Origin of the sequence: Cytobacillus sp. FSL K6-0265 (assembly GCF_038003465.1) — a bacterium.
GTDB lineage: Bacteria > Bacillota > Bacilli > Bacillales > Cytobacillaceae > Cytobacillus > Cytobacillus stercorigallinarum.
In genome coordinates, this window is sequence record NZ_JBBOPE010000001.1 from 1589362 (window position 1) to 1614272 (window position 24911).

Below are 24911 nucleotides of genomic sequence, written 5' to 3' on the forward strand. Positions count from 1 at the left end.
GGAGGATAAATAAATGCTGCCAATGTTTTTTTGGGCTTTTGTTGTCGGAGGCTTATTTTGTGTAATTGGCCAAATTTGTTTTGATGTATTTAAACTGACACCAGGTCATACTTTAAGTGCACTGGTTGTATTAGGAGCGATATTGGATGGAGTAGGACTTTACGAGCCATTATTGGATTTTGCTGGTGCGGGTGCGTCTGTGCCTATTACGAGTTTCGGTAATTCACTTGTGCACGGGGCATTACAAGAAGCAGAACAGCATGGATTAATTGGCGTACTAACAGGTATGTTTGAAGTTACGAGCTCAGGTATTTCATCTGCCATCTTGTTTGCTTTTATTGGCGCCCTTATTTTCAAACCAAAAGGATAAGCCTGATTTCGGTGAATTAAAGGCCAAGCGGGTACATGCCCAAACATTCTCACAAACCATACATAATGTATAAAGACAAATACATTAGTGAGGTGAAATTCATATGGGCTTTGGAGTTGGAGGCTATGGCACAAATTGTGGTTGTGGCGGATATGGCGGCTACGGATATGGTGGTGGCGGTGGCTATGCTGGAGGTACTTTCGTTTTAATTGTTGTCCTCTTCATTTTATTAGTCATTGTTGGTGCTAGTTTCTGCTAATTGTCTTTTGATTTTTGAAGAGATGTGTAATCGCGCATCTCTTCTTTTTTATATGGATAAAAATCATCAGCAAGATAAAAGAACAGATTTTTATCACGTTTTTAATTGGGCGACATAAGATAAATGGAGTTCAAGAAGGAGCGTGAGGTAGCGGATGGATAATCATTTTTTTAAGAATATCGAGAAAAAAACAGGCGTGAATATGAAGGATGTATTCGATTTAGCGAGCTCGTTACAAAATGCGAATTTTAAAGATGAAGACACGGTTCGTGGCGTCATTCGCAGAGTGTCTGAAATCGCCAACAAACCAGTATCTCAAGAAATGGAAGATAAAATTGTCGATTCTATTGTTAAAGATGGTAAGTCATTAGACTTTAATACAATAAACAAAATGATTAATAAAAAATAATGAGAGTCTAATAAGCAAATTTTTTATCAAACAATGATAGCCTGCGTGAGAGGATACACACGCAGGCTTGTTTTTATTTACTTAATGCTTTATTTCTGATAGGGGGAAGAAAACGTGATGGATAGGCTTTTTTCCCTTTTCTGTGTTGTAAGAGTGATATATGTAACTGTTCTTTGGCCCTTGTCATTGCTACATATAATAATCTTCGTTCTTCTTCTAAACTTTGATCTATTCCTGAACGATATTCTTCAAGTGCATAATCGTGGGGAAGGCTACCATCGACTACACTTAAGAGATAGACAAAGGGATACTCTAATCCTTTGGCTTTATGAATGGTGCTAAAGGTTACAGCGTTCTCAATCGTTTTACTTAATTGCTTCATTTCTTTGATTTTTGCACGCATATGATCAGCATACTCAATGAACTCAAGTATCGTAGAAAACTTTTTAGCAATTAATTTTAGTTCTTTTAAATCCTCTGAACCTTTATCCATTTTGTTGCCTTCATTGCCACGCTTTTTAATGAAATCTTGTATTTGTAGTTCTTTTTCAATTTTTTCAAGTGCTAAAAAAGGTGATAATTGTTTAATGGCTTTAATTGTTGTCACTGTTTTCTTGGCTTTGCTTTGTTGGAACGCATATTTGCTTTGTACCATAGATAAACATTCAAGTAAGCTGCAATCTTGTAAGATACTGTTTGCTTTCATATCTTGCAAATGTGATTGCGCTAAAAAAAGGGCAGGTAAGGCATCCTTAAGAGCCTGGGTATCATCTTCATTAATCGCTAATCTTAAAAAACTAAGCAGTGTCCGAATAATAAAGCGATCATAAAATGATTCGGCATCTTGTTCTATCTTAAAAGGAATATTAGACCTGGTAAACCGTTCAAATAGGGCACGACTCGTTGAATGTGTTCGATAAAGGATGGCAAAATCATTAGGTTCGTGACCTTGTCTTATTTTTTCTTGAATATCTGTTAAAATCATCAAAGCTTCTTCTTCTTCATCGTAAGGGTAGAAGAGTGTAGGGTAAGCCTCGCTTTTAAATTGCGCGACCATGTTTTTTGCTTTTCTTCTTTTGTTTTTTTTGATCACTTGACTGGCATAAGCAGTGATCTCGTGACTAGAGCGATAATTTTGTTGTAATGTAATTTGGAAACTGTCCTCAAACATCTGTTCAAACTCGGTTAAATAAGATGGATCACTCCCTCTAAAAGCATAAATAGATTGATCATCATCACCAACTGCACAAATATGCTCACTTTCAGGTGCTAGCATTCTAAGTAATTCAAATTGAACTTTATTTACATCTTGGAATTCATCAATTAAGATATATTTAAATCGCTTTTGATACTGTGCTAATATTTGCGGATTATTTTTAAACAGCTCATAACAGCTACTGAGCATATCATCAAAATCAAAGGTATTCAATCGCTGTTTCTCTTCTTCATAGGCTTGATACATTTGCTGTACCTTTTCCTCCCATGAATCATTCGCCCTTACATCTTTTGGGGATAGTAACGAGTTTTTCCAAAAACTAATTAACTGTAATGCCATATCAAAAGGGAAGTCCTTTTCATCAATTTGTAGGGTCCTTGCTGATTGTTTGATCATTTGTTCCTTCTGCCAGTTCTTTAAAAGGTAACGGTGGTCCCATTTCTGATTATTATAGTCATGAAAAGAAAGAATACGATAGAAAATGCTATGAAAAGTCCCACAGACCATTTGATTAATATGCTTTGCTGTAACATATGGATAGGTTTTTATCCGTTGTTTCATTTCGTTTGCTGCCTTCGCTGTAAAGGTAACGAGTAGAACAGAACGGGGATCAACTTGATATTCATGGAATAAATAAGCCGTTTTCCCTGTTAACACGCGTGTTTTACCACTTCCGGCTCCTGCGAGAACAAGTAATGGACCATCACAATACGTAACAGCTTTTTTCTGATCATGATCAAATGAAATACCGTGTTCTTCAAGTGTTTGAAGATAACCCTCTGCAGGACTAGTTTGTGAAACAGTATATTCTGTAAACGGTGGTAGATTTTCAATCTGTACAGCCGTTTTAAAAGGCTCTTCGACTTCTTCAAGAATGGACCGCCCTTGAGGTAAACGAAAGCCATTGACTTCTTTTTCGATCGTTTTCTCTTTTGCTTTCGGAATGACTTCGTCCACATATTCGCAATCGTTTTCGTTGCTATGATAAAAATTTGGTTCATCCTGAATACCTAAATAAAATAAAACATTCTCACCGCAGTGGGTACAATAAAGGTTCCCGCGTTTTCCTTCTTCATGTATTAGTTGATAGTCTGAACGTTTCAGTGTATGTATTTGAATTATTTCTTGCTTTAATCGTGCACTTTTCATCATTTAGTCTCATAACTTAAAAAATTTACTGCATAAAATTAATCATAACAAAGATTTTCGTGCTAAAAAAGAATAAATATGTTTGATATTAATTGAAAAGGGTTAGTAGTAAAGGGAAGGAGGCAGTGTAATGATTTATCCAATCTCAACCGTTCAAACAGCGTACCAGCAATATGTGGAGCGAATGCTTATGAATCGAAATCGCTCAATGACTTATAGAAATATTGAAAGGGTAGAACCATACCAGAGACAAACAGAATTCAATCATTTATATAAGGGCAATAGAAAAAACCATTTATCCTCTTCTTTGAAAGAAAGAGAAACAAATGGTAAACAAGGTATAAAAGGAAGATACATTGATTATTACGTATAATATTTCAGTAAGTCTGAATATGTAACCCGTCTTCTTTTTCCCAGTCAGCATATAGAATTTCCTTCACATTCGTATAACCTTTCTTTTTTAATTTTTCATCCAGTAATTTGACATCCCAACCGAGAATGTTGAGGTTTTCATAAACAATCTCACCATCTAAAATGATATTAATTGGCACCTTAATTGTCGGATATTTTAATTGTAAGTCCTCAATAGTTGGCGTTGTGTATTCAGGCTTTTTTAATGCAGTAATTGTACCATTTGTCTCTAAAAAGGCAAATTCGCATTGTCTTATCGAGAAAATATCTTTTGCTCTTAATAATTCCTGCAACTGGTTGAGGTCTAAATGATTCTTTTTCAATTGCCCATATTCAATTTTTCCTTTACGAATCACAATGGAAGGACCGCCTTCTAATAGTTTTCTTGTTCTTCTGAATTTCTGTGTGATTTTTTCTGTAGTAAGAATTAAAATGGTCCAAAGAAGAACAGAGAAGAGCATTTGCCTAATCCCTGTATTTTCATCATAAAGTGCATTTCCTACTAGTTCTCCTAAAACGATGGCAGAAATGAAGTCAAAAGGAGTGATTTGGGATATTTGCGACTTTCCAAGAATCTTGGTCATGATGAAAAGTGCGATAAATCCAACAATGAGAACGAAAGTAATATGTATATATTCATGCATGGGATACACTCCTCTTAAACAAATTTACTTTGACCTTGTTATTGTGTGCTCTTCACCATTTTTTATGATTAAAAAGTCGAGAGGATTTTTATTAATTACACACTTTTCCATTGTTTATGAAAACAAAAAAGAGATGCCGAGAGCACCTCTTTTTTATTTAAGTATTTTTTTCATTGTTCGGTGAGGGATTCCTGCATCGAGAAATTCCTCAGAGACAACTTCATACCCAATTCGTTCATAAAATGGAATGGCATGTGTTTGTGCGTGAAGTTTTAAAGCAGGTACACCTTTTTTCATAGCAAAGGCTTCGATGGCGTGCATAATTTCTTTTCCTGCTCCTGTTTTTCTTGCATTCTCTTTGACGCAAATGCGTTCTACTTTTCCATAACCATCTACAATTCTAAAACGCCCAGCACCACTTGGTTCATCACCTTTATAAAGTACAAAGTGTGTGGCTTCGTCTTCAAATTGATCAATCTCTTCTTCTAATGGGACATTTTGTTCGTCGACAAAAACTTCTTTTCTTACTTCATAAGCGTCTTGAAGCTCTTTCTCGTTTTCTACTATTTTAACGTTCATGTTGTTCATTATCCCTTTCCAAGGCGGAATGTTTCATGCACACTCCAAGATCCGTTTTCTAATTGATATAATAAGTGGAATCGATCAACCGTTTCTTCGTGTTCTACATCAAGCATTTTTAGTGAACCATAAACATCAGAATGCTCATCATCAGAAAGTTTTTGTCCAATTGTAATATGGGGGACAAAGGCATATTCTGATTTTTCTCCTACTGTTTGTTCATTGATTTTTTCATGCAACAGTTGAAGTTCTTCTGTTGGGTTAATCTTTAAGTAAATAACGTTATTAACAGGTTGGAATGAACTCACTTTTTTGACGTTCATGTGAAAAGGTTGTTGAACTTTTGCAATTGCATTCAAAGCATCAGTTGTTTGTTTTATTTCTTCTTCTGTAGCTTCAAACGATTTTAATGTTACATGTGGAGGAATCAATGCATAGTGAGGGTCATATCTTTTCCGATAAGAGTTCGCCAAGTCTTGAATTTTTTTTGACGGAAAAATAACGATTCCATATTTCATAGTTCTACCTCCAAAATAAAATATTTTAAAGAACATGTCTTATTTTATTATTATAACAAATTTTCAAAAATCATCATATATTAACGAATTTAAATAGAAGAAAAAGACAGTTTGACTAAGAAGTAGCCAAACTGCTGTTTCATTAAAGCATTTGCTTTAGTGCACGTTTTAAATCTGGTTGCCAATATGTCCACGTATGATCGCCTTCAAATTCATCATAAAAATAAGGGAAACCTTTTTCCTTTATTAATTGTGAAAGTTCTCGATTTGGTGTAAGGAAATCTTGTTCCTTACCGTCAGTTGTTTTGACTGTTGTTTCACCCGTACCAATAACATGATATATATTTAACAGATGAGTATCTTTAAAGGATTTGACTTCTTCCATGACTTTTTCATTCGCTAAAGGCGATTGTAAAATGACTGTCCCAAAAGTATTAGGGTATTGCAGAGCAGTTAATAGAGATACAGTCGCTCCTAAAGAGTCGCCGATTAATGCTCGTCCCATTCCCATTTGGTAGGTTGGATATTTTTCGTCTAGATAAGGTACAAGCTCATGAGCCAAGAATCTGATATAAGCAGCATTTTGTTCACCATCTGGATGATATTTACGACGGCGATCTTGTACATTTTTATATGGAATACCAATGATTATTGTATTTTCCATTTCTTTTGCATCAAGCAACTCATCAGCTGTTCTGCCGATTCGTCCTAATTGAAAATAATCTTTGCCATCTTGAGCAATTAAAATATTATATTTATATAGTGGTGAATAATTGCCCGGTAAGTACACAAGTATTTCTAAATCTTCCCCTAGTACCTCACTTTTAAAAGTAAAGTCCGTGATTGTCCCTTTTGCTGTGTTCATAAAATAGAACTCCTTTGTTAAATTAATAATCCTTTATGGGGTTATATTATCATACTGTGTATGAAACTTCATATAGTAAGTCTTCATTTTCTTAATGATGAAAGATTCACTCAATTAAGTATGTATGTCTATTTTTTCACTACTATTATATGTAAAGAACATTATAATTATAAAACTTCATGAAATGGAATAAATACCAAAAAATCAATTGACAGAAATCCGCTGAAATAGTATATTTATAAATGTCTTTAACATATATACATAAACGATTCCGTAGCTCAGCTGGGAGAGCGCTACCTTGACAGGGTAGAGGTCGCTGGTTCGAACCCAGTCGGAATCATACTGAAAGCCTTGATATATCAAGGCTTTTTTTTTTGTCTAAATCTCGATGAATAAATACGGAATATAATAAAAAGGATGAAATAAAACGCAAACAGGATGCAATAGAAACAAACGAAGCATTAGTAATTAGAAAAAGAGCCTTTAGACTTTTCATGGTAGAAGTAAGATGAGGTATCAGTCAGGTTAAATTGCGCGTGTAAAGTAAGTCTCATTGTAAGTTAGTAAAAAAAGCACCTCGTTTCGAGGCGCCTATAAATTATGATTCTGTTCCTTTGTTGATGTGTAAAGGAGGTGGGATTAACCATCCTTTTTCCTTATTTAATTTTAACATTTTGGCACCAAACTGGGCTTTATTCATATGGAACTGACCATACATCATTGCGACATCTTCTCTGATGGATTGGCCAATTGCTTGACTACATGCAACCAATCCAGCTGCAGTATCAGCAGAGATTGCAGCACTGATCTCTGGATCAGTAGATCTAGCACCAACAGGAATATCATTTAAGTCTGCATTAGGACGGGCAGGTGGTGCAGGTGGTAACCCGATTCCATTGCTTTTTAAAAGCTCTTCTAATTGTTGGTTCTCAGCATGTAACCCTTTAATTGCTTCTTCTATTAGCTTTTTTAAGTCATCATCGCCAGCGTGATTCAACAGTGTTTCATAACCAGATATCATTCCATTATTTGTAGAAAGGTTGGTGAATAGTCCATATACTTCACCATAATGTAAAGGTTCATCTTTTGGATTACCGCTTAAAATACCCATAATTGCACTCCCTATCTTATTAAGTTTCATGATTTTCTCCTTATGTAAGGATTGTCCACGATAGATAGTTTGTGTTTGAAAGATAAAAAATATTCATCAGTAAAAAAATCTCGTTTGGCGTTTCTATTAGTTTTAGGTAATGGCATAAGAAGAAGCAAAGCTCGCGATGTAAATCATAAAAAATAGAAAGCAGTATTGGCGGTTTATGATTGGGGCTACCCTTTCAAAGGTGGTAAAGGGTGTTTTTTATCTGATGTTTTGGAAGTTGGGATTGTGATTTTAAAGGGGGATGGGTTTATGATGTATTCTTCAATAGACATAATAAAGAAAGCCTCGATAAACAAGGCTTCCTAATCTGTTTTAATGTCGAACTTTTTATATTTATTGATCTCGATCTTCTCTGTCTTCTTCTTTTATATCAGATAAATCATTTTCCTCAGCGAATTCTGTAGAGTAACTCACTTGTCTTCCATCAATAACACGATTATCGACGTCTCTGTCTTCTTCTTCTGTCATTGGTGCAAAGAGAAGAGTTAGGCAAATAAGCCCGCTAATTCCGACCAATGTATAAACGATACGAGAAAGGATGGCTTCTTGGCCTCCGAAAATTGATGCAACTAAATCAAATTGGAATAATCCAATAAGTCCCCAGTTTATGGCGCCAATAATAATTAGCGCTAAAGCAATGCGTTGTAATGTTTTCATTGTAAAAGCTCCTTATTTTAAATTTTATTACATCTATATTTTTTGGTATTAGGGCATTTTTATTCATAAGGACATTTGTGTCTATTTGATATTTTTAACTAATTATGGTAATATTAGAATAATCAGAAAATAATTGATAACAATTGTCCCCTTTTTAACTATATTAATAAAGAGGTGATATAGAATGTGGTGGTTTCTTATCTTGATCTTTTCGCTTCTAGGATTTGGTCTCGCGATTGACTGGATAGCGAAGAAGAAAGGTTTAACAAAATTTGACCCTGAAGAGAATGAAAAAAATGTCCCAGGTTCACAACGTATTTATACGGAGAATTATTTACAGCAAATACGGAATCAAGACGATCAAGGTCTTCATTAAAATAATTGAGAGGCTGTCCACAAAAACAGCCTCTTTTTTTGTGGAGATGATTAATCGTGAAAATATTTACAGATTCCTGGTGTGGGTCGGATATTGGTTAGTGGCATGGTTTTATTCAGTTGTTAAAGTTAAGTAATTGGAAAGACGAAATAACAACAGACATTTTTAAAAGTGATGTTCGAAATTAGTCGATGTTGATATCAAGTAAAAAGTGACACGAAAATAAAAGAGATCGGAATAACCTTTTTGGTGAGTCTTCTAGCTTATGAGGACTCACCTATTGGACCTTTTAATTTGATTGCTCATCCATCACTGTACTTAACTTCCCTTTGACTTCAGAAATTAAGCTGATTTGAATAATATTAAAAATAATAGATACCGCCATACTTCCAATAAAGAAACCGAGTAGGGTTTTTAACTTTCCATTGATTATTTTCATCATGTATTTGCCACTCCTTCCGTTATTATTAGGTATTTTTAGCTTTTATTTGTAAATTATGTATGTCGATAAAGCGATGAGCGATGAATAAAAAACCATCTCTTGAAACATATTGAGAGTAGGCTAATTGTGAAGGAGGTAAAATGATGAGTAAGGAGGAATATCTAACTGCACTACATATAGATAGTCAACAATTTCAGCAGTTGCTAACTGATTATTGGAAGTCATATTCTGACTATACGCATTGGCAATTTTGGATGGTACTCTTTCTCTTTATTGCTCCTTTAGTGTTCTTATATTTTTTTATTGATCGAAAAAGAATATTTGAGGTGTTTTTCTACGGGTATACAGTGAATATGTTATGGACCTTTATCGATACAATGTTATTGCGAAAAGGTTTGTTTATTCATAATTACTTTCTCATTCCTTCATTACCAAGTGCAACGAATATGACGACCTCTTTACTTCCGGTTGTTTTTTTATTTGTTTATCAATATTGTACAAATAGACAAAGAAATTTTTACTTATATACAATTATTGTGAGTGCGATTATCGCATTTGGTTTTGCAACGATTGAAGAGAAGGTAGGCTTCGTTAGTTTTTATGGTAGTATGAATCAGGTCTATATATTTTTGATTGATATTGGCATATGTTTTACTTCATATTGGTTCACCATATTTTTTCTTAGAATGAAAGAAAATGCTTTTGCCAATAAATAATTGGTTATGCGCAATTGGGTGAGAGATATTTAAAAGAAAAGGTCTTTATCGTAAATGACATGACGATAAAGACCTTTTTCAATTACCTGGAGGGGAGGAGATTAGCGAGGATTATCACAAGATGAAGAATGTACATGAGAAGTGGAAAGCTGTAAGAATGCGGACAAGGACGTAATCAACAAAAAATAGCGAGGAAGTGAATCGAATGATCGTTCACTTCCTCGCTTTAAACCTAATGGGGACATTTTCCATGCCTTCAACTAGGATATTTCCTTATACTGAATGGCTATTTTTGATTACGGAGTTGTTGTTCACCTAAAGCAACCAGTCGTTTGGTCATTTCCCCGCCGACTGATCCGTTAGCGCGTGCAGTGGTTTCTGCGCCAAGTTGTACACCAAATTCTTGAGCTATTTCTTCTTTCATTTGATTTAAGACTTGACCTGATTCGGGAACGACTAATTTATTTCTGCTCATTGAACAAATCACTCCTTCGTCATTTTGAGCAAACGGAACATTGCTCTTTTATAAGGTTTCCTAATGTAAGGGCTATCATTCATATGGGTAAAAACTAACAGGTAAAAAGATGAGTAAATTTTCTAAAAAATATAAAATTGAGCATTGACTTATGAGAATTTTACGATAAAATAAAAAATAACTTAATTGATGTTATATAATCTTACACCAAAAGGTTAAGTAAATTGACGTGAAAATGGGGGAGAAATAATATGGATGAAATATTTTATCTGAACAGTGTGTGGACAATGATTGCTGCAATTTTAGTTATTTTTATGATTGGTGGATTTATTTTACTTGAAGCAGGTTCTACCCGAATGAAAAATGCAGGTCATATTACAGGAAAAACGATCTTTACCGTTGGATTAACATTCCTTGTTTTCTGGGCTGTCGGTTATGGATTTATATTTGGAGGAAACGCGAATTTCTTTGTTGGAATGACGGATTTCTTCTATTCAGGCACTGAAAGTGGTGAATCAGGTTTATCTGATACGGTCTTCTTTGTATTCCAAAGTGCCTTTGCTGCTATTGCTGTTTGTATCGCCTTAGGCGGTTTTGCTGAAAGAGCGAAGTTCCCAGTCTATGTTGTTTTCACTATTTTATTCTCTGCTGTTATTTACCCGGTTGTTGCCCATTGGATTTGGGGTGGAGGCTGGTTAGCGGGACATGAGAAGCAAGATTTCGCAGGCTCAACAGTTGTTCATTTAACAGGTGCAATGGCTGCCTTAGCTGCAACTATTTTATTAAAGCCTCGTATCGGGAAGTTCAATAAAGATGGTTCTAGTAACAATATTGCAGGACATAACCAAGTCTATACTTCATTAGCTGTGCTTATACTTTGGGTAGGATGGTTTGGGTTTAATGCAGGAAGTACGACATCAGTCGATGGTGCATTTTTTGGATTTGTTGCCTTAAACACGAATTTAGCTGCAGCGATGGGTGCGGTTGCCGCATTAGCTATCTCTTGGGTCGTTCTTGGTAAGTCAGATATTGTGACAACATTAAATGGTGCGCTTGCAGGTTTAGTTGCCATTACGGCATCTTGTGCCTTCGTTGAACCTTGGGCTGCTGTTATTATTGGTTTAGTTGCCGGACTTTTAGTATTCTTTAGTGTAAAGTTCTTTGATAAAATGAAAATTGATGATCCGATCTTCGCATTATCTGTTCATGGTGCAGCTGGAATATGGGGTACTATATCTACAGGGTTCTTTGCAACACCTGAATTAGCAGAGCAGGTAACGGGTCAAGCTGGATTATTCTATGGTGGCGGATTCAGCCAATTAGGTGTTCAAGCGTTAGGAGTTGTAACATCAGGACTTTATGCCTTTGTTGCTTCATTTGTCATCCTCTTCGTAATGAAAAAAGTAATGAATGGTCTCCGTGTTAGTGAAGAAGAAGAAGTAATGGGCTTAGACATGAGTGAACATGGTAGCTATGGTTATCCTGAAGAGTTTATGTCAAGTGAGAAACAAACGAAATTAACATCATAAAGTGAAGCCTCCTTTAATGGGAGGCTTTTACCCTCTGTAAGGAAGTGTTGTTTTTGCCGGCGGATTTTGAGACATACGAAGAAATTAGACATTGGCGAAATTATGAATTAACGATGAACAAGTTTAATCAAGGGCAATTAAACAATTTTCATGATGAAGTAATGAAAGCTACGTTTCATTATGCTGTGAAAAGATTAGGGGAAAAACCACCCAGTCGATTTGCTTGGTTCATAACAGGTAGCGGTGGAAGAGAAGAACAAGGTTATATAAGTGATCAAGATCATGGCATCATATATGAAGAAAAAGAGGCCACCTTACAAAGATATTATCAGCAGTTAGGCAAAGAATTATCCGATGGGCTCAACATTGTTGGCTACCCATACTGTGACGGTAATATTATGAGTAGTAACCCCCTTTGGTGTCAGTCCCAACATGAGTGGTATGAGCAACTAGAGTCATGGCTGGATGAAAAATCTTGGGCAACCATGAGGCATTTGCAAATTTTCTTTGATGCAAGAGTTTTAGTGGGAGAAAACGAATACATTAATGATTTAAAGAGAAGTGTTCATAAGGCAGTTCAAAAAACTCCTTATTATTTAAAAAGACTCTTAGATAATATCCAGCATATAAAAAGCTCTATTGGGCCGTTGGGGCAAATATTAACGGAAAATCACGGATCACATAAAGGGGAAATCAATATAAAGTACGCAGCATTTTTACCTTTCGTTAATGGTATTCGATTACTTTCTATAAAGGAGGGAATAGTTGAAAGTTCCACTTTGTTACGGTTAGAAAGATTAATGCGTAAAGATCTTTATAAACACGCATTATTACCGTATCATAATGATTTTCAACAGTTACTCATATTGCGGCATTCGCTACTTACCCATGTGTCAACCTATGAGGGTGGCCATTACTTAAATGTGAGAAAATTGAGCAAGGAAGAAAAAAGTAAGATTAAGGTGATTTTAAAAAATGGTAGAAGACTTCATCAATATGTAGAAGATGTAATTGAGCAGGAAGTGAAATAATGGCTTTTGAACCTTTTTTTCAATTTGTACGAAAGTTAAATCATACTAGGTTTGGTGGGCTTCAGACACAGGATTCTAAATCAATGGCTTTCATGAGACAGCTTCAAAAAGATTTAGATCAAGATCGATTGGTGCAAACGTCATTAGATCAAATGAGTGCCGTCGTTGTCGATATAGAAACAACTGGGTTTAGTCCAAATAATGGTGATCAAATACTTTCTATTGGAGCTGTCAAAATCATAAATGGAAACATTGATCATGACAATTGCTTTTACTCATTAATACAATATGAAAATGATTTACCTTCATCAATAAAGGATTTAACGGGACTGAAGGAAGAGGAGTTAAAAAAGGCGTCACCTTTAGCAGAGGTGTTAATGGATTTTTTGAAATATACTGAGAGTTTACCTTTTATTGCTCATCATTCAAACCATGAAAAGCGTTTTTTTCAGCATGCTTTTTGGCAGCTCTATCGAACATCATTTAAACATCGCGTTTTCGACACCTCCTTTTTATACCGTATCCTTGATACAGTGGATCACTCTGTTAGACTAGAGGTGTTATGTGAAAAAAATCAGATAGAAGTCAAACATCGGCATCATGCTTTAGGCGATGCCTTATTAACAGCAAAACTTTGGGTATGCTATGTTGAAAAAGTGAAAGAAAAGGGCTGTTTTACAATGCAGGATGTTTATGAGAAGTTAGCTCGGTTACCATAAATAAGAATATCTAAAGGGAATGCCACAGATGATTGAACTGTGGTATTTTTTATGGAAAAGATTTTATTTAAGATGACATTTGTCATAAGAAGAAGTGACATTACACACTAAACGTACAAGTTAACCACCTCTTATAATTTGAGTAAGGAGTTGGTGTGTATGGAAACAATCATTGCTACGAATCATTTGAGTAAAAGGTATAAGAATCTATGGGCAGTTAACGATGTATCTTTTGAAGTTAACAAAGGAGAGTTATTAGCTGTCTTAGGTAAGAATGGAGCTGGAAAATCAACAATCTTGCTTATGTTATTAGGATTAGTTAAACCAACATTAGGAAATATACTGATTTTAAATAAGCAACCCCAAGAGCGAGCGGTGAAAGAAAAAATTGGCGTGATGCTCCAAGAGGTCAGTGTCATTGATGCATTGTCTGTAAAGGAAGTATTACTGATGTTTAGTAGTTATTATGAAAATCCTTTGCGTTTAGAAGAGGTATTGGAAATTACAGGTATCCCTATAGAAATGCTAAAGAAAAGAGCTTATAAGCTCTCCGGCGGTCAAAAGAGAAGGTTGAATTTTGCATTAGCTATATTAAGTAATCCCCAAATCGTTTTCTTAGATGAGCCAACTGTTGGAATGGATAGTACGGTAAGGAAAAAATTTTGGCAAGCGATACAATTCTTAAATGATGAAGGTAAAACGGTTATTTTCACCACTCATTATTTACAAGAAGCCGATGATGTTGCCAAGAGAATTATGTTATTTAATCAAGGCAAGGTGATAGCAGATGGTTCACCTTTACAATTAAAAAGTCACTTATCGGATGGGGCTATCTCGTTTACATCCGATCAGGTTGATATCAGCTTGCTACAAACATTTTCTCATGTAATAAGTGCGAAAATAACTAATCAACGGATTGTTTTAACAACCACTTCCACTGATGCGCTTTTGGGGGAGTTATTTGAAAAAAAGGTCGTTATGCGAGACATTCATTTACATCGGGCACGACTTGAAGATGCGTTTGAATCATTAACAGTAGAAGGGGGATCAGTGAATGAAAGCCTGGTTGATGCAAACGAAAGTAGAAGTATTACGGATATTTAGAAATCCTTATTTTGTTTTTTGGTCTTTATTTATGCCCATCGTTTTTTATTTTGTTTTTACAAATATATTTAATACTGGAATGGGAGATAGCTGGAACAGTCGGTTCTTAATGTCCATTACTTGTTTTAGTGTGATGGGTACGAGTATTTTGACGTTGGGCATTCGGCTAGTAGAAGAAAAGGCACATGGTTGGTCCAATTTTATGAGAACAACCCCGCTTAGTTCAAGTGTTTATTTCTCAGCAAAAATGGTGGGGCAAACAATGATTCATATTTGTTCTGTGATCATTATTTTTGTTGTAGGTGCGGTGATAAATGGAGTCAGTTTGAGCGTTTGGCAATGGCTGACAAGTGCTTTATGGATATTAATTGGTGCTTTGCCATTTCTCGCTATTGGAACGATTATTGGGGCGATGAACAAGGTGGAGACAGCTGCTGGAATCAGTAATTTCTTTTATATGGTTCTAGCTTTTATGGGTGGTTTATTTATGCCAATAGAAGTGTTGCCATCTATTTTCAAGACTATTGCTAAAGCAATCCCCTCTTATCATTATGGAGCGGGTGTATGGGAGATTACAGAAGGCGGCACCCCTTCTTTGCTGAATATTGCTGTTTTAACAGGATATTTCCTTCTATTTGTAGTATTAAGTATATATATTAGAAGAAAGCAAGAAGTGGTGGTGTAGGCTTTTTGGGGTATAAGTTTAAGTTATTTCCTGTCAAATATGGTTTACTCCCATATGTTTATTTGGTCTATTTAATGTTTCCGATTATTGTTTTAATAAATGAAACAGGGATAAAGGCAGTGGTTGGATGGATGCTTTTATGCCTTTTTTTTCTATCTTATAGGAAACTTTACTTTGATCCACCGATGAGTATTTATATGGGTTGGTTAATCATACAATTTATCATTATTATTATTTTTACTTATTTTTATCAACCTTCACTAGTATTGCTTGGGTTCTATTGTGCAAATTTCATCGGATGGCTGCGTAACTCTAAGATGTTTGCTATTAGTATGATTTTATTTGTCTTCTCTTCAGTATTTCCTATTATTTTACAATATGAAATGTTGAGCGAACACTTTTATCTTGTCGTAATGGTTGTTGTTATGTTTTTATCTCCTTTTGGTATTCACTCCATGTCGACGAAGATGGAGTTAGAAGAAAAATTAAATGAAGCAAACGAACAGATTGAAGTTTTAATTAAAAGAGAAGAGAGAATGAGAATTGCTCGGGATTTGCATGATACTCTCGGGCATACATTATCTTATATAACATTAAAATCTCAACTCGTAGCAAAAATGACTAAGCATCAAGCAGATCCACAAATTGTCACCAAAGAGGTAAAAGAAATTGAACGGACTTCACGCAATGCCTTAAAGCAAGTCAGAGAGTTAGTGGCAGACATGCGTATATTAACAATTGCTGAAACGATTAGTGATTGCAAAGGGATATTAAATTCAGCCAATATTACGCTAGAGGTAACAGGACTGACTAGATGTGACAATATTACATCAATGACGCAAAATATAATTAGTATGTGTATAAAAGAAGGCGTAACTAATATCGTTAAACATTCTCGGGCTACCCATTGTGTAATTGGATTTTCGCAAAATAATCTGGGGATAGAGGTAACTATTCGCGACAATGGAGTCGGGTTTAATCGAGAAACGAAATTAGGGAATGGCTTAAAAGGTATGTCTGAACGTCTAGAGTTTGTTGAAGGTAGTTTAAACTTTTTTCATTATGACAGGGGGCTATCTGTGAATGTATTCATTCCAATTGTAGAAAGAAAGTTCGGAGGTACTTAAATAATGATAAGAGTTTTAATAGCTGAAGATCAGCAGATGTTAAGAGGAGCGCTAAGTACATTATTAAACTATGAAGTAGATATAGAAGTCATAGCGCAAGCGAATAATGGAAAAGAAGCAATAGAATTAATTCATCAGTTGTCACCAGATGTCTGCTTATTAGATATTGAAATGCCTATAAAGAGTGGCTTGGATTTAGCGGAGGAAATGTTTGAAGCAGGGTCTGTGTGTAAAGTGATTATCTTAACAACGTTTGCTAGAACAGGCTATTTTGAACGGGCAATAGGAGCAGGTGTTCACGGATACTTGTTAAAAGATGGACCGAGTGAAGAACTAGCTGAAGCCATTAGGCGAGTGATGAATGGTCAGAAAATGTTTTCTCCGGAGTTGGTATTTAATCATATAAAACAAGACAACCCACTCACTTCCAGGGAAAAGGAAGTGTTGAAGCTTGTTGCATCGGGTTTAACTTCAAAGGAGGTTTCGGCGCACCTTTATTTATCTGCGGGAACGGTGCGCAATTATATGTCAGAAATCATTAATAAGTTAGAGGCAAAGAATAGGATTGAAGCAATAACTAAAGCCAAAGAGAAAGGTTGGATATAGTGGTTTACATAAAAGGTGGAACGCCTTTGCTAAATTCAGTGATCAATGTGGAAATTGATTGTAATTGTTGATCATCTAAGTCAAATGCTGTCTTGACTTTATTTTCTAAATCTGATGTGACTCGTCTTTTACCAACTTCAACAAGCGCGATGAGGGAGAAGCTGCAGCTCACAATTCTTGCGAAGTCTCGTTGCGTCATATTATAACTTTTTCTAATAAATTTAATCATATCTTTATTCATATTTTTACTCAAATTCGTCACCTACTATAATTGCAAATTTAAAATCACGCTCTCTATAAAATTAGCACTTTTTTACGCTGTTTGTCAAAGTATATTGTTGACAAATTACCTATGACCTGTTAGCAATTATGTTTTTTAAATAGGTACTTGTCTTCTGGGACTCCGTATAAAAACAGATTGGGAATACACATTCTTCCCAATCTGTTTTCTTTTTAAAAAACTTAAGCAATCTTTATGTCTTTTGTTTTTGGTTTACGAGTTTCAATTATTTTCTTAATGTAGATAGCAAGTACGATGATTGTTAAAACAGTCCCAATGGTTAAAGAGATTGGATACGACAATTGGAATCCTTCTGGTGCATAGAATATATAGGTTGCAGACACGGCTGTCATAAAGATAGCTGGTATACCTGTAATAAAGTGTTGTTTTTCTGTCTTCATTAGGAAACTTGTTGCTGTCCATAACATAATAGTTGCAGTTAATTGGTTTGTCCAACCAACATATCTCCATAAGAAGGAATAATCAATCGTTGCTAAAAGGAAAGTAGGAACACTCACTAAAGCCGTCACAAGGAATACTTGTCCAGTGCCTTTAAAACTTAAATATTTCGAAATGACTTCAGAAAGAATCATTCTAGAAGACCTTAAAGCTGTATCTCCCGTTGTAACTGGTAAGATAATTACACATAGTATTGCTAGTATACCACCAACAGTACCTAATAGAGAGATAGAAATTTCATTAACAACGCCTGCAGGGCCGCCAAGAGTTAAAGCTTCCTGCAAACCGCCAGTTCCACCGAAAAATGTCATTCCTGCTGCTGCCCAGATGAGGGCAATAATACCTTCTCCAATCATAGCTCCGTAAAACACTTTTCTACCATCAGATTCCTTTTTTAATGTTTTAGATACAATTGGGCTTTGGGTAGCATGAAATCCAGAAATGGCACCACATGAAATGGTAACCATTAATAATGGCCAAATTGGCAGTTCCCCTGGATGTAAGTTATTTAAAGTTAAATTAGGAATAGGTTGACCATTAAATAATAAAGCTACAGAGATGGCTATAGCCATAAAAATCAAAACAGCACCTAGTATGGGATAAATTCGACCAATGATCTTGTTAATAGGTAAAACGGCAACAAGGACAAAATAAGCAAATACCAGAACCAAAGACACTGTGAAATTAAGAGGTGTGATGGAAGAAATTAGTTGAGCAGGACTCGCTGTGAAAGCAGCTGCTACTAATATCATTAAGATAATGGATAAAATATTAACAAAAACTTGCATCCCAGTACCTAAATATCGACCTACAAGGTTTGGAAATTGCTCTCCTTTATGTTTAAGTGATAACATGCCAGAAAAGTAATCATGGACAGCACCAGCAAAGATACTACCAACGACAATCCATATGAATGCCACTGGCCCGTAAAGAGCACCCATTAATGCACCGAAAATGGGTCCAGTACCAGCAATATTTAAAAGTTGAATTAGACTTCCTTTCCACCAACTCATAGGTACAAAATCCATTCCGTCTGCTTGTGTTAATGCTGGGGTCTTTCTGCTATCATCGATTCCAAATACCTTTTCAACTATTTTCGAATAAAAAATATAACCTAAAATAAGTAAAGCAATTGCTACGAGAAATGTTGCCATATGTAGTGCCCCCCCCTGATGTAATATATTTCTGAAACTTTGGAATATATGATGTATTGTAAGTGCTTTTTTGCTGTAAAGCAATACTTTTTCAGAAAAATGTTATTTTTATATAATTTTCTAATAGATGAACTTATTCTTGGCTATTATGAACCTCTGAACGTGGCAGAACATAATTTGGTATTATATGTTGTCAGAAGAAAATTAAATAAAGGGAGGTAAGTGTTTATGACCATTATTATTCAGTCACAGGAGAAGCCCCCTATTCATTCTTTTAGTCCTATACAACAAGATATTTATAGAGCGCTTGATTCTTCTCCACAGCCATTTTATTATGATTCTGCTTTTGTTTTAGAATTTGAGCTATTATTAAGAGAAAAGTTGATTCAAGCCGCTTACCAGTTACATGAAAGTAAAGCAGAGTTCGCTCCATTTGACGTATCGAGATTTAATCCCCAAATATGGACCAAAACAAAGTACGGTTACGTTTTAAAGCCATATATATTACCCTCGGACGCGATTAGGGATGTTTTTCAAAATAGCCACTTATATGCATTTGAATGTTCTACAGCAATTGTATTATTATTTTATAAATCAGTATTGGATTCGATTTCCATTAGTCGATTTAATACGTTATTTCAAGGTCTTTTAGTTTGGGATTGGAATTATGATCAAGACTTAGGTATAGATACACGGATAGGAAGAGATTTCATCCCAGGGGATGTTGTTTATTTTTATAATCCTGATTTCCAACACCCAATATGGACGGGAGAAAATGCAGTTTATTTAGGTAATGACCGCTACTTTGGACACGGAGTAGGGTTGGAAAGTGAGAGAGGGATGATAGAAGCGTTGAATACTTTAAGAAAGCCAGGAGCGACACAGGATGCTTATCTCATTTCCCAACATAGTCGCTTGAGTTATAAATACCTTTCACAATTTGCACGTAGAGCCCCGCAACAGGATTATCATTCCTCTATAATGCAATTACTTTAATATTACTACTTAATATGTCTAACAAAGGCATATTTTTTTTGTTCGTGGGCATACAAAAAATAGTAACTTAATGGTGCTTATAAGGAGTTTTCTATATGAAATTATTTGATGTCTTTCATTTGTTACAAACGGATTTAAAGGAAATGGATCATGAAATCGAAGTGAGTGGGTTAACATCTGATTCGAGGAAAGTAAAACAAGGATATTTATTTATTGCTATTGCCGGTTTTGAAAATGATGGGCATAAATATATAGAAGAAGCGATCAAAAATGGGGCGATTGCTGTGATAGGTGAAAAGCGATTATTGCTCTCTGTTCCGTATATTCAAGTTCGGAATTCTCGGAAAACATTGGGCAAATTAGCAAGTATATTTTATTCACATCCTAGCAAAAAACATCGCCTAATCGGTATAACGGGTACAAATGGTAAAACAACAACGGCCTATCTCATCCACCATCTCCTGAAGGAGGCAGGGTTTTCTTGTGGAATGATCGGCACGGTAGAAAATAAAATTAATAACCATACAAAAAAAGCTAAAAATACAACTCCAGACGCTGTAGAAATACAATCTTTATTAGACGAAAGTATGGATGATTTTATCATACTAGAAATTTCATCCCATGCACTTCATCAACATCGTACAGAAGGCTTACAGCTTGATATCGCTGTTTTTACAAATTTAACTCATGATCATATGGATTACCATCATACGATTGAAGAGTATTATAACGAGAAAAAGAAAATCTTTTCTTTACTTAAAGAAGAAGGCGTTGGATTAGTAAACATTGAGGATACATGGGGAGAGAAAATAGCCCGTGAGCAGGTACATCATAAAATAAAAACAATTGGTACAGCTGGGGATTATGACTTGCAGCTCACAGTTAAAGATGCAAGATACCAGTTGAAATTAACAAGTGTAGAAAGCGAGAGTATAGTAGCAGAATCACCATTACCGGGGAAGCATAATCTTTATAATACCGCTATCGCTATTGCTGCCTGTTTAGAAGCTGGGATCTCAAAAGAGGTCATAACACAAGGATTAAAGAATTTTAGGGGAGTGCCTGGTAGATGGGAGAAATTTCATAATAGAAAAGGGGCAGTGTTTATTATTGATTATGCTCATACAGAAGATGCGCTACGCTACCTTTTGCAAACAGCTAAGGAAAATAGCGCGAAAAAAATATATATGGTTTTTGGATTTCGAGGGAAAAGGGATAAAAGCAAGCGAGTGAAGATGGTGAAAGTTGCATCTACTTATTGTCAGCAGTTTATCCTTACATCAGATGATATAAATGGGGAGAGCAAATCGGTTGTAGAAGAAGAATTGTATCACTTAATACCCCCATATAATAATGGGGAAGTCATGATGGATCGCACATTGGCCATCAAGACAATGTGGGAAAAAGGAGGAAGTGGTGATTGGGTATTTATTATTGGGAAGGGGAGTGAGAATTACCAAGATATTTTTCACCTTCAAACGAAAAATGATATTGAAACAATACATTATTTAATTGAATGTGAAAAAGATGAAGGATGTTAATATTTACTCCTTACTTTTAGCTAATAATTGTAAATGATCGGTGACAATTGCGTCTATATCCCAACACCTCACACTATCTAATTGTTTTTTAGTATTAATTGTCCAGATAATTGCTCGTAATTGAGCTTGTTTCAGCGCGGACATCACTTTTTTGTTTACCATTGTCCACTTCAAACTTACATATTCAAATTCCTGAGCTATCCTTTTTATATCTTTTATTTGCAGGGGATAATTGACTAATACAGCGATTTTTACTGATGGCATGAGCTTTTTTATCTTCCTAAGTGAGTCGAGGTTAAAAGACTGAATAATGATTGAATCAGTAGAATATGGCATTAGTAACGAATGTAGTAAGCTTTCAATGCCAGGATTTTTTTCAGGTTTTTTTAATTCAATTAATATACCTAACTGATTGTAAAACTTATCTAATACATCTTTGAGTAAGGGGATTTTTTCACCTTGGAATGTTTTAGAGAACCAACTCCCGGCATCAAATTGGCATAACTCTTCATATGTATAATCAGATACTTTACCTGTTCCGTTTGTTGTTCGATCAATTGTTGCATCATGTATGACAACGATTTGTTGGTCTTTAGTTAACTGGATATCTAATTCAATCATGTCAGCACCTAATTGAAGCGCACGCTCAAAAGCAATCATAGTATTCTCTGGACGTATTCCCGCAGCACCTCTATGCGCAATTTTTTGAAAGCTGGGATGAAAGAACTGGTTTTGTTTCTTAAACATTAATGCCAATTTGGCATTAATTGTATGATAAGCTCTTTTCACTTGTCTCATTCTTATGCCCCTTTCTCATGATTTTTGCTTATCGTAAATGACTATGACACTTGTTGTCAATCCCAGTTCTCATATTTAATTTTACCTCCAGTTAATGCGATTGTTTGATGTTCCCCTTGATATATTAGCTTACCATCCTTCTTCACTACCAATTTTTCATAAGTAAATACTTTTTGTCCTGAAGGTAGTTGAACAACGATTTTCTCACCATAATCAGTCTTAGGTGCTTCGATAACAATTATACTTCTACTATAAAAGTAAAGTGCGATAATAGCAGTAATCATCAGTGTGATGAGAAGAATAAGTATTCTGTTTAAATTAAAAAGTTGCTTTTTATTCCTTTCTTGACGTGTCAAGTAGTTCCCTCCTATTCAATATTCAACATATTCAAGTAGAAGAAAATCATGACAAATAATGAAAAATTTGAAACCAATCGCCCGCTCATTCGTATGTATGTTATAACCTATTTTATGTGAGGGGGAGTGTGGATTTGTGTGAAAGAAAGGAAAGTATAAAAAACAAGGATGATGATGATGGAAGTTTTTAATCTATCCATTGAAACACTGTATTTGTATGCGTTGGTGATCTCAGGTGTACTAATTATTCTTTTATTCTTTTTTGGGGATGCATTAGGGGGAATAGAGGAGGCTAGTCCTTTTCTTAATCCAATATTGATTCTTGCTTTTATTGTCTTTTTATCTGCAAGTGGCTATTTATTAGAAGTATTAACAACGATGAATAGCATTCCCATTGCCTTAATCTCTATAATTATTGCCTTTATTTTTTCCGTATTATTAAATGTGTTTATCCTTGTTCCAATGTCTTCTGCTGAAGAATCACTTGTCTATTCAGAAGACTCGCTAAGAGGACGGGTGGGAGTGATCATCATACCCATTCCAGAAAAGGGCTATGGTGAAGTATTGATTGAGAGCTATTCAGGTAGAATTTCTAAAACAGCTGAAAGCCTAAACGGAAAAGCAATCGCTGATGGCGAAAAAGTATTAGTCATTGAAGTAAAAGAAAGTAGAGTCATTGTTACGACACATGACCAGATATAGAGGAGGAGAAACTTATGCTTTTAATATGGGTTGTTATAGGAATTGTAGCGGTTTTAATTGTTGCGCTATTAGGAATTTTTGTTACGAAATATCGTACTGCTGGACCAGATGAAGCTTTAATTGTGACAGGTAGTTATTTGGGCACTAAGAATGTACATGTAGATGAAGCGGGTAATCGTATTAAAATTATTCGTGGTGGAGGGGCGTTTGTCTTACCTGTTTTCCAGCAAGCAGAACCTCTTAGCTTATTATCAAGTAAATTAGAAGTCTCAACACCAGAAGTTTATACTGAACAAGGTGTTCCTGTAATGGCAGATGGAACGGCGATTATTAAGATTGGTGGCTCGATTGGTGAAATTGCTACAGCTGCAGAACAATTTTTAGGGAAAACGAAAGAAGATCGTGAAAACGAAGCGAAAGAAGTATTAGAAGGTCATTTGCGCTCCATACTTGGTTCAATGACAGTCGAAGAAATTTATAAAAATCGTGATAAATTTTCGCAAGAAGTGCAGCGTGTCGCTTCGCAAGACTTAGCGAAAATGGGTTTAATTATCGTCTCATTTACAATCAAAGATGTAAGAGATAAAAATGGCTATCTGGATTCATTAGGTAAACCGAGGATTGCCCAGGTGAGAAGAGATGCAGACATAGCTACGGCAGAAGCAGAAAAAGAAACGAGAATTAAGCGAGCAGAAGCTGATAAAGATGCACAAAAAGCAGAATTAGAAAGAGCGACTGAAATCGCTGAGGCAGAAAAAGAGAATCAAATGAAAATGGCTGATTATCGTCGCGATCAAGATATCGCTAAGGCACGTGCTGACCAAGCCTATGATTTAGAAACAGCAAGAGCTAAACAAGAAGTAACTGAACATGAAATGCAAATAAAAATTATTGAAAGACAGAAGTCAATTGAATTAGAAGAAAAAGAAATACTTCGAAGAGAAAGACAGTATGATTCAGAAGTAAAGAAAAAAGCAGATGCCGATCGTTATTCAGTGGAACAATCAGCAGAAGCTGAAAAACGTAAACAAATTGCGCAAGCAGATGCGCATCAATATCGAATAGAATCAGAGGCGCGTGCAGAAGCAGAAAGAGTACGTGCAGATGGGTTAGCCAAAGCAGAAGCACAAAAGGCACAAGGGGAGTCAGAAGCTGAAATTATCCGCTTGAAAGGTTTAGCAGAAGCAGAAGCAAAAAGAAAAATCGCAGAGGCATTTGAGCAGTATGGGCATGCTGCGATTATGGATATGGTTATTCAAATGTTACCAGCATATGCGAAAGAAGTGGCAAGTCCACTATCTAATATTGATAAAATTACAGTTGTAGATACTGGTAGTGGCGCAAAAGGTGGAGCGAATAAAGTGACAGGCTATGCCACTGACTTAATGACCACGATGCAAGAATCTGTTAAAGCATCGTCAGGCTTGGATATTAAAGAATTAATCGAAAATTTCTCAGGCAAATCTAATATTAAGCAAAGCATTGAGCAATTAGGCATGGATATTAAAACCGAAAATCATAAAAAAGAAGCGTAATAGTAGGAAAAAACAGCAGTGAGCCTGAACTCACTGCTGTTTTA

The 24911-nt window shown here is 35.5% G+C and carries 30 protein-coding genes and 1 tRNA gene; 18 read left to right on the plus strand and 13 right to left on the minus strand.

The genetic code is table 11. The features are described 5' to 3' along the window. The first annotated feature begins 13 nt into the window (after positions 1–13). The 3 genes from spoVAE (at position 14) to MHH73_RS08210 (ending at position 1038) form a co-directional block, all read left to right on the plus strand. Complete coding sequence (gene spoVAE / locus MHH73_RS08200) at positions 14–370, plus strand: stage V sporulation protein AE (RefSeq protein ID WP_095369774.1); 357 nt, start codon at positions 14–16, stop codon at positions 368–370. Between the two features lie 103 nt (positions 371–473). Beyond that, the gene (locus MHH73_RS08205) at positions 474–629 is read left to right on the plus strand and encodes a YjcZ family sporulation protein (protein WP_191814958.1); all 156 of its coding nucleotides are present in this window, start codon (positions 474–476) and stop codon (positions 627–629) included. A 154-nt stretch (positions 630–783) separates the two neighbouring features. Continuing rightward, positions 784–1038 carry a stage VI sporulation protein F gene (locus tag MHH73_RS08210; RefSeq protein WP_191814961.1) on the plus strand — a complete coding sequence of 85 codons (255 nt, stop codon included), beginning with the start codon at positions 784–786 and terminating at the stop codon, positions 1036–1038. 73 nt (positions 1039–1111) lie between these two features. On the opposite strand, the gene MHH73_RS08215 is transcribed toward MHH73_RS08210, so the two are convergent. Next, on the minus strand, positions 1112–3403 hold the full coding sequence (locus tag MHH73_RS08215; protein ID WP_341066079.1) for an ATP-dependent helicase: 2292 nt from the start codon (positions 3401–3403) through the stop codon (positions 1112–1114). A 130-nt stretch (positions 3404–3533) separates the two neighbouring features. Between MHH73_RS08215 and MHH73_RS08220 the strand changes: the two genes are divergently transcribed. After that, positions 3534–3776, plus strand: a complete 243-nt coding sequence (locus MHH73_RS08220) for a hypothetical protein (RefSeq protein ID WP_341066080.1) — start codon at positions 3534–3536, stop codon at positions 3774–3776. A 4-nt stretch (positions 3777–3780) separates the two neighbouring features. Here the strand turns inward: MHH73_RS08220 and MHH73_RS08225 are convergent, their stop codons facing one another. The 4 genes from MHH73_RS08225 to MHH73_RS08240 all read right to left on the minus strand — a co-directional run bounded on the left by MHH73_RS08225 (position 3781) and on the right by MHH73_RS08240 (position 6420). After that, a complete protein-coding gene (locus tag MHH73_RS08225; protein ID WP_341066082.1) occupies positions 3781–4458 on the minus strand; it encodes a DUF421 domain-containing protein in 678 nt (225 codons plus the stop codon). A 153-nt stretch (positions 4459–4611) separates the two neighbouring features. Then, on the minus strand, positions 4612–5037 hold the full coding sequence (locus tag MHH73_RS08230; protein WP_341066084.1) for a GNAT family N-acetyltransferase: 426 nt from the start codon (positions 5035–5037) through the stop codon (positions 4612–4614). Positions 5038–5045: 8 nt separating this feature from the next. Continuing rightward, complete coding sequence (locus tag MHH73_RS08235) at positions 5046–5555, minus strand: YjcG family protein (RefSeq protein WP_341066086.1); 510 nt, start codon at positions 5553–5555, stop codon at positions 5046–5048. Positions 5556–5697: 142 nt separating this feature from the next. Then, positions 5698–6420, minus strand: a complete 723-nt coding sequence (locus tag MHH73_RS08240; protein WP_191814973.1) for an alpha/beta hydrolase — start codon at positions 6418–6420, stop codon at positions 5698–5700. Between the two features lie 267 nt (positions 6421–6687). Here MHH73_RS08240 and MHH73_RS08245 point away from each other — a divergent pair. Beyond that, positions 6688–6760, plus strand: a tRNA-Val gene (locus MHH73_RS08245). 258 nt (positions 6761–7018) lie between these two features. Here MHH73_RS08245 and MHH73_RS08250 read toward each other — a convergent pair. Together MHH73_RS08250 and MHH73_RS08255 are read right to left on the minus strand one after the other, a co-directional pair. After that, positions 7019–7531 carry a DUF3231 family protein gene (locus MHH73_RS08250; RefSeq protein WP_191815055.1) on the minus strand — a complete coding sequence of 171 codons (513 nt, stop codon included), beginning with the start codon at positions 7529–7531 and terminating at the stop codon, positions 7019–7021. A 381-nt stretch (positions 7532–7912) separates the two neighbouring features. After that, positions 7913–8236: a DUF378 domain-containing protein gene (locus tag MHH73_RS08255; protein WP_191814975.1), complete on the minus strand. Its 324-nt coding sequence runs from the start codon at positions 8234–8236 to the stop codon at positions 7913–7915. A 184-nt stretch (positions 8237–8420) separates the two neighbouring features. Between MHH73_RS08255 and MHH73_RS08260 the strand changes: the two genes are divergently transcribed. Then, on the plus strand, positions 8421–8612 hold the full coding sequence (locus MHH73_RS08260) for a hypothetical protein (protein WP_341066088.1): 192 nt from the start codon (positions 8421–8423) through the stop codon (positions 8610–8612). A 289-nt stretch (positions 8613–8901) separates the two neighbouring features. On the opposite strand, the gene MHH73_RS08265 is transcribed toward MHH73_RS08260, so the two are convergent. Next, a complete protein-coding gene (locus tag MHH73_RS08265) occupies positions 8902–9054 on the minus strand; it encodes a hypothetical protein (RefSeq protein WP_191814979.1) in 153 nt (50 codons plus the stop codon). Between the two features lie 143 nt (positions 9055–9197). Between MHH73_RS08265 and MHH73_RS08270 the strand changes: the two genes are divergently transcribed. After that, positions 9198–9770 carry a hypothetical protein gene (locus MHH73_RS08270; RefSeq protein ID WP_341066090.1) on the plus strand — a complete coding sequence of 191 codons (573 nt, stop codon included), beginning with the start codon at positions 9198–9200 and terminating at the stop codon, positions 9768–9770. Between the two features lie 286 nt (positions 9771–10056). Here MHH73_RS08270 and MHH73_RS08275 read toward each other — a convergent pair whose 3' ends face one another. Then, complete coding sequence (locus MHH73_RS08275) at positions 10057–10245, minus strand: alpha/beta-type small acid-soluble spore protein (RefSeq protein ID WP_095369762.1); 189 nt, start codon at positions 10243–10245, stop codon at positions 10057–10059. 251 nt (positions 10246–10496) lie between these two features. Between MHH73_RS08275 and MHH73_RS08280 the strand changes: the two genes are divergently transcribed. From MHH73_RS08280 to MHH73_RS08310, 7 genes are all read left to right on the plus strand, one after another. After that, a complete protein-coding gene (locus tag MHH73_RS08280; protein ID WP_341066092.1) occupies positions 10497–11774 on the plus strand; it encodes an ammonium transporter in 1278 nt (425 codons plus the stop codon). A gap of 53 nt (positions 11775–11827) precedes the next feature. After that, on the plus strand, positions 11828–12805 hold the full coding sequence (locus MHH73_RS08285) for a DUF294 nucleotidyltransferase-like domain-containing protein (RefSeq protein ID WP_341066094.1): 978 nt from the start codon (positions 11828–11830) through the stop codon (positions 12803–12805). Then, positions 12805–13524: an exonuclease domain-containing protein gene (locus tag MHH73_RS08290; RefSeq protein WP_341066096.1), complete on the plus strand. Its 720-nt coding sequence runs from the start codon at positions 12805–12807 to the stop codon at positions 13522–13524. Before MHH73_RS08285 ends, MHH73_RS08290 begins: the two co-directional genes overlap by 1 nt. Positions 13525–13683: 159 nt before the next feature. After that, a complete protein-coding gene (locus tag MHH73_RS08295; RefSeq protein ID WP_341066097.1) occupies positions 13684–14628 on the plus strand; it encodes an ABC transporter ATP-binding protein in 945 nt (314 codons plus the stop codon). Next, positions 14579–15313 (plus strand): ABC transporter permease, encoded by a 735-nt coding sequence (locus MHH73_RS08300; protein ID WP_191814989.1) that lies wholly within the window; start codon positions 14579–14581, stop codon positions 15311–15313. Before MHH73_RS08295 ends, MHH73_RS08300 begins: the two co-directional genes overlap by 50 nt. A gap of 5 nt (positions 15314–15318) precedes the next feature. Next, on the plus strand, positions 15319–16440 hold the full coding sequence (locus MHH73_RS08305; protein ID WP_341066100.1) for a sensor histidine kinase: 1122 nt from the start codon (positions 15319–15321) through the stop codon (positions 16438–16440). Between the two features lie 3 nt (positions 16441–16443). Further along, positions 16444–17046: a response regulator transcription factor gene (locus MHH73_RS08310; protein WP_191814993.1), complete on the plus strand. Its 603-nt coding sequence runs from the start codon at positions 16444–16446 to the stop codon at positions 17044–17046. 4 nt (positions 17047–17050) lie between these two features. On the opposite strand, the gene MHH73_RS08315 is transcribed toward MHH73_RS08310, so the two are convergent. Next, positions 17051–17299 (minus strand): helix-turn-helix domain-containing protein, encoded by a 249-nt coding sequence (locus tag MHH73_RS08315; protein ID WP_318245488.1) that lies wholly within the window; start codon positions 17297–17299, stop codon positions 17051–17053. A 209-nt stretch (positions 17300–17508) separates the two neighbouring features. Further along, positions 17509–18939 carry a carbon starvation CstA family protein gene (locus tag MHH73_RS08320; protein ID WP_341066101.1) on the minus strand — a complete coding sequence of 477 codons (1431 nt, stop codon included), beginning with the start codon at positions 18937–18939 and terminating at the stop codon, positions 17509–17511. 228 nt (positions 18940–19167) lie between these two features. On the opposite strand from MHH73_RS08320, the gene MHH73_RS08325 reads away from it, so the two are divergent. Together MHH73_RS08325 and MHH73_RS08330 are read left to right on the plus strand one after the other, a co-directional pair. Continuing rightward, on the plus strand, positions 19168–19935 hold the full coding sequence (locus tag MHH73_RS08325; RefSeq protein ID WP_191814997.1) for a protein-glutamine gamma-glutamyltransferase: 768 nt from the start codon (positions 19168–19170) through the stop codon (positions 19933–19935). A gap of 95 nt (positions 19936–20030) precedes the next feature. Continuing rightward, complete coding sequence (locus MHH73_RS08330) at positions 20031–21476, plus strand: UDP-N-acetylmuramoyl-L-alanyl-D-glutamate--2,6-diaminopimelate ligase (RefSeq protein WP_341066104.1); 1446 nt, start codon at positions 20031–20033, stop codon at positions 21474–21476. Positions 21477–21479: 3 nt separating this feature from the next. Here MHH73_RS08330 and MHH73_RS08335 read toward each other — a convergent pair whose 3' ends face one another. Both MHH73_RS08335 and MHH73_RS08340 read right to left on the minus strand, forming a co-directional pair. Next, the gene (locus tag MHH73_RS08335; RefSeq protein WP_341066105.1) at positions 21480–22274 is read right to left on the minus strand and encodes a glycerophosphodiester phosphodiesterase; all 795 of its coding nucleotides are present in this window, start codon (positions 22272–22274) and stop codon (positions 21480–21482) included. A gap of 56 nt (positions 22275–22330) precedes the next feature. Continuing rightward, positions 22331–22630: a hypothetical protein gene (locus MHH73_RS08340; RefSeq protein WP_191815003.1), complete on the minus strand. Its 300-nt coding sequence runs from the start codon at positions 22628–22630 to the stop codon at positions 22331–22333. Positions 22631–22807: 177 nt separating this feature from the next. Between MHH73_RS08340 and MHH73_RS08345 the strand changes: the two genes are divergently transcribed. Both MHH73_RS08345 and MHH73_RS08350 read left to right on the plus strand, forming a co-directional pair. Beyond that, entirely contained in the window at positions 22808–23332 is a 525-nt protein-coding gene (locus MHH73_RS08345) for a hypothetical protein (RefSeq protein ID WP_191815005.1), read from the plus strand. Between the two features lie 14 nt (positions 23333–23346). Further along, the gene (locus MHH73_RS08350; RefSeq protein ID WP_191815007.1) at positions 23347–24867 is read left to right on the plus strand and encodes a flotillin family protein; all 1521 of its coding nucleotides are present in this window, start codon (positions 23347–23349) and stop codon (positions 24865–24867) included. Positions 24868–24911 lie beyond the last annotated feature (44 nt).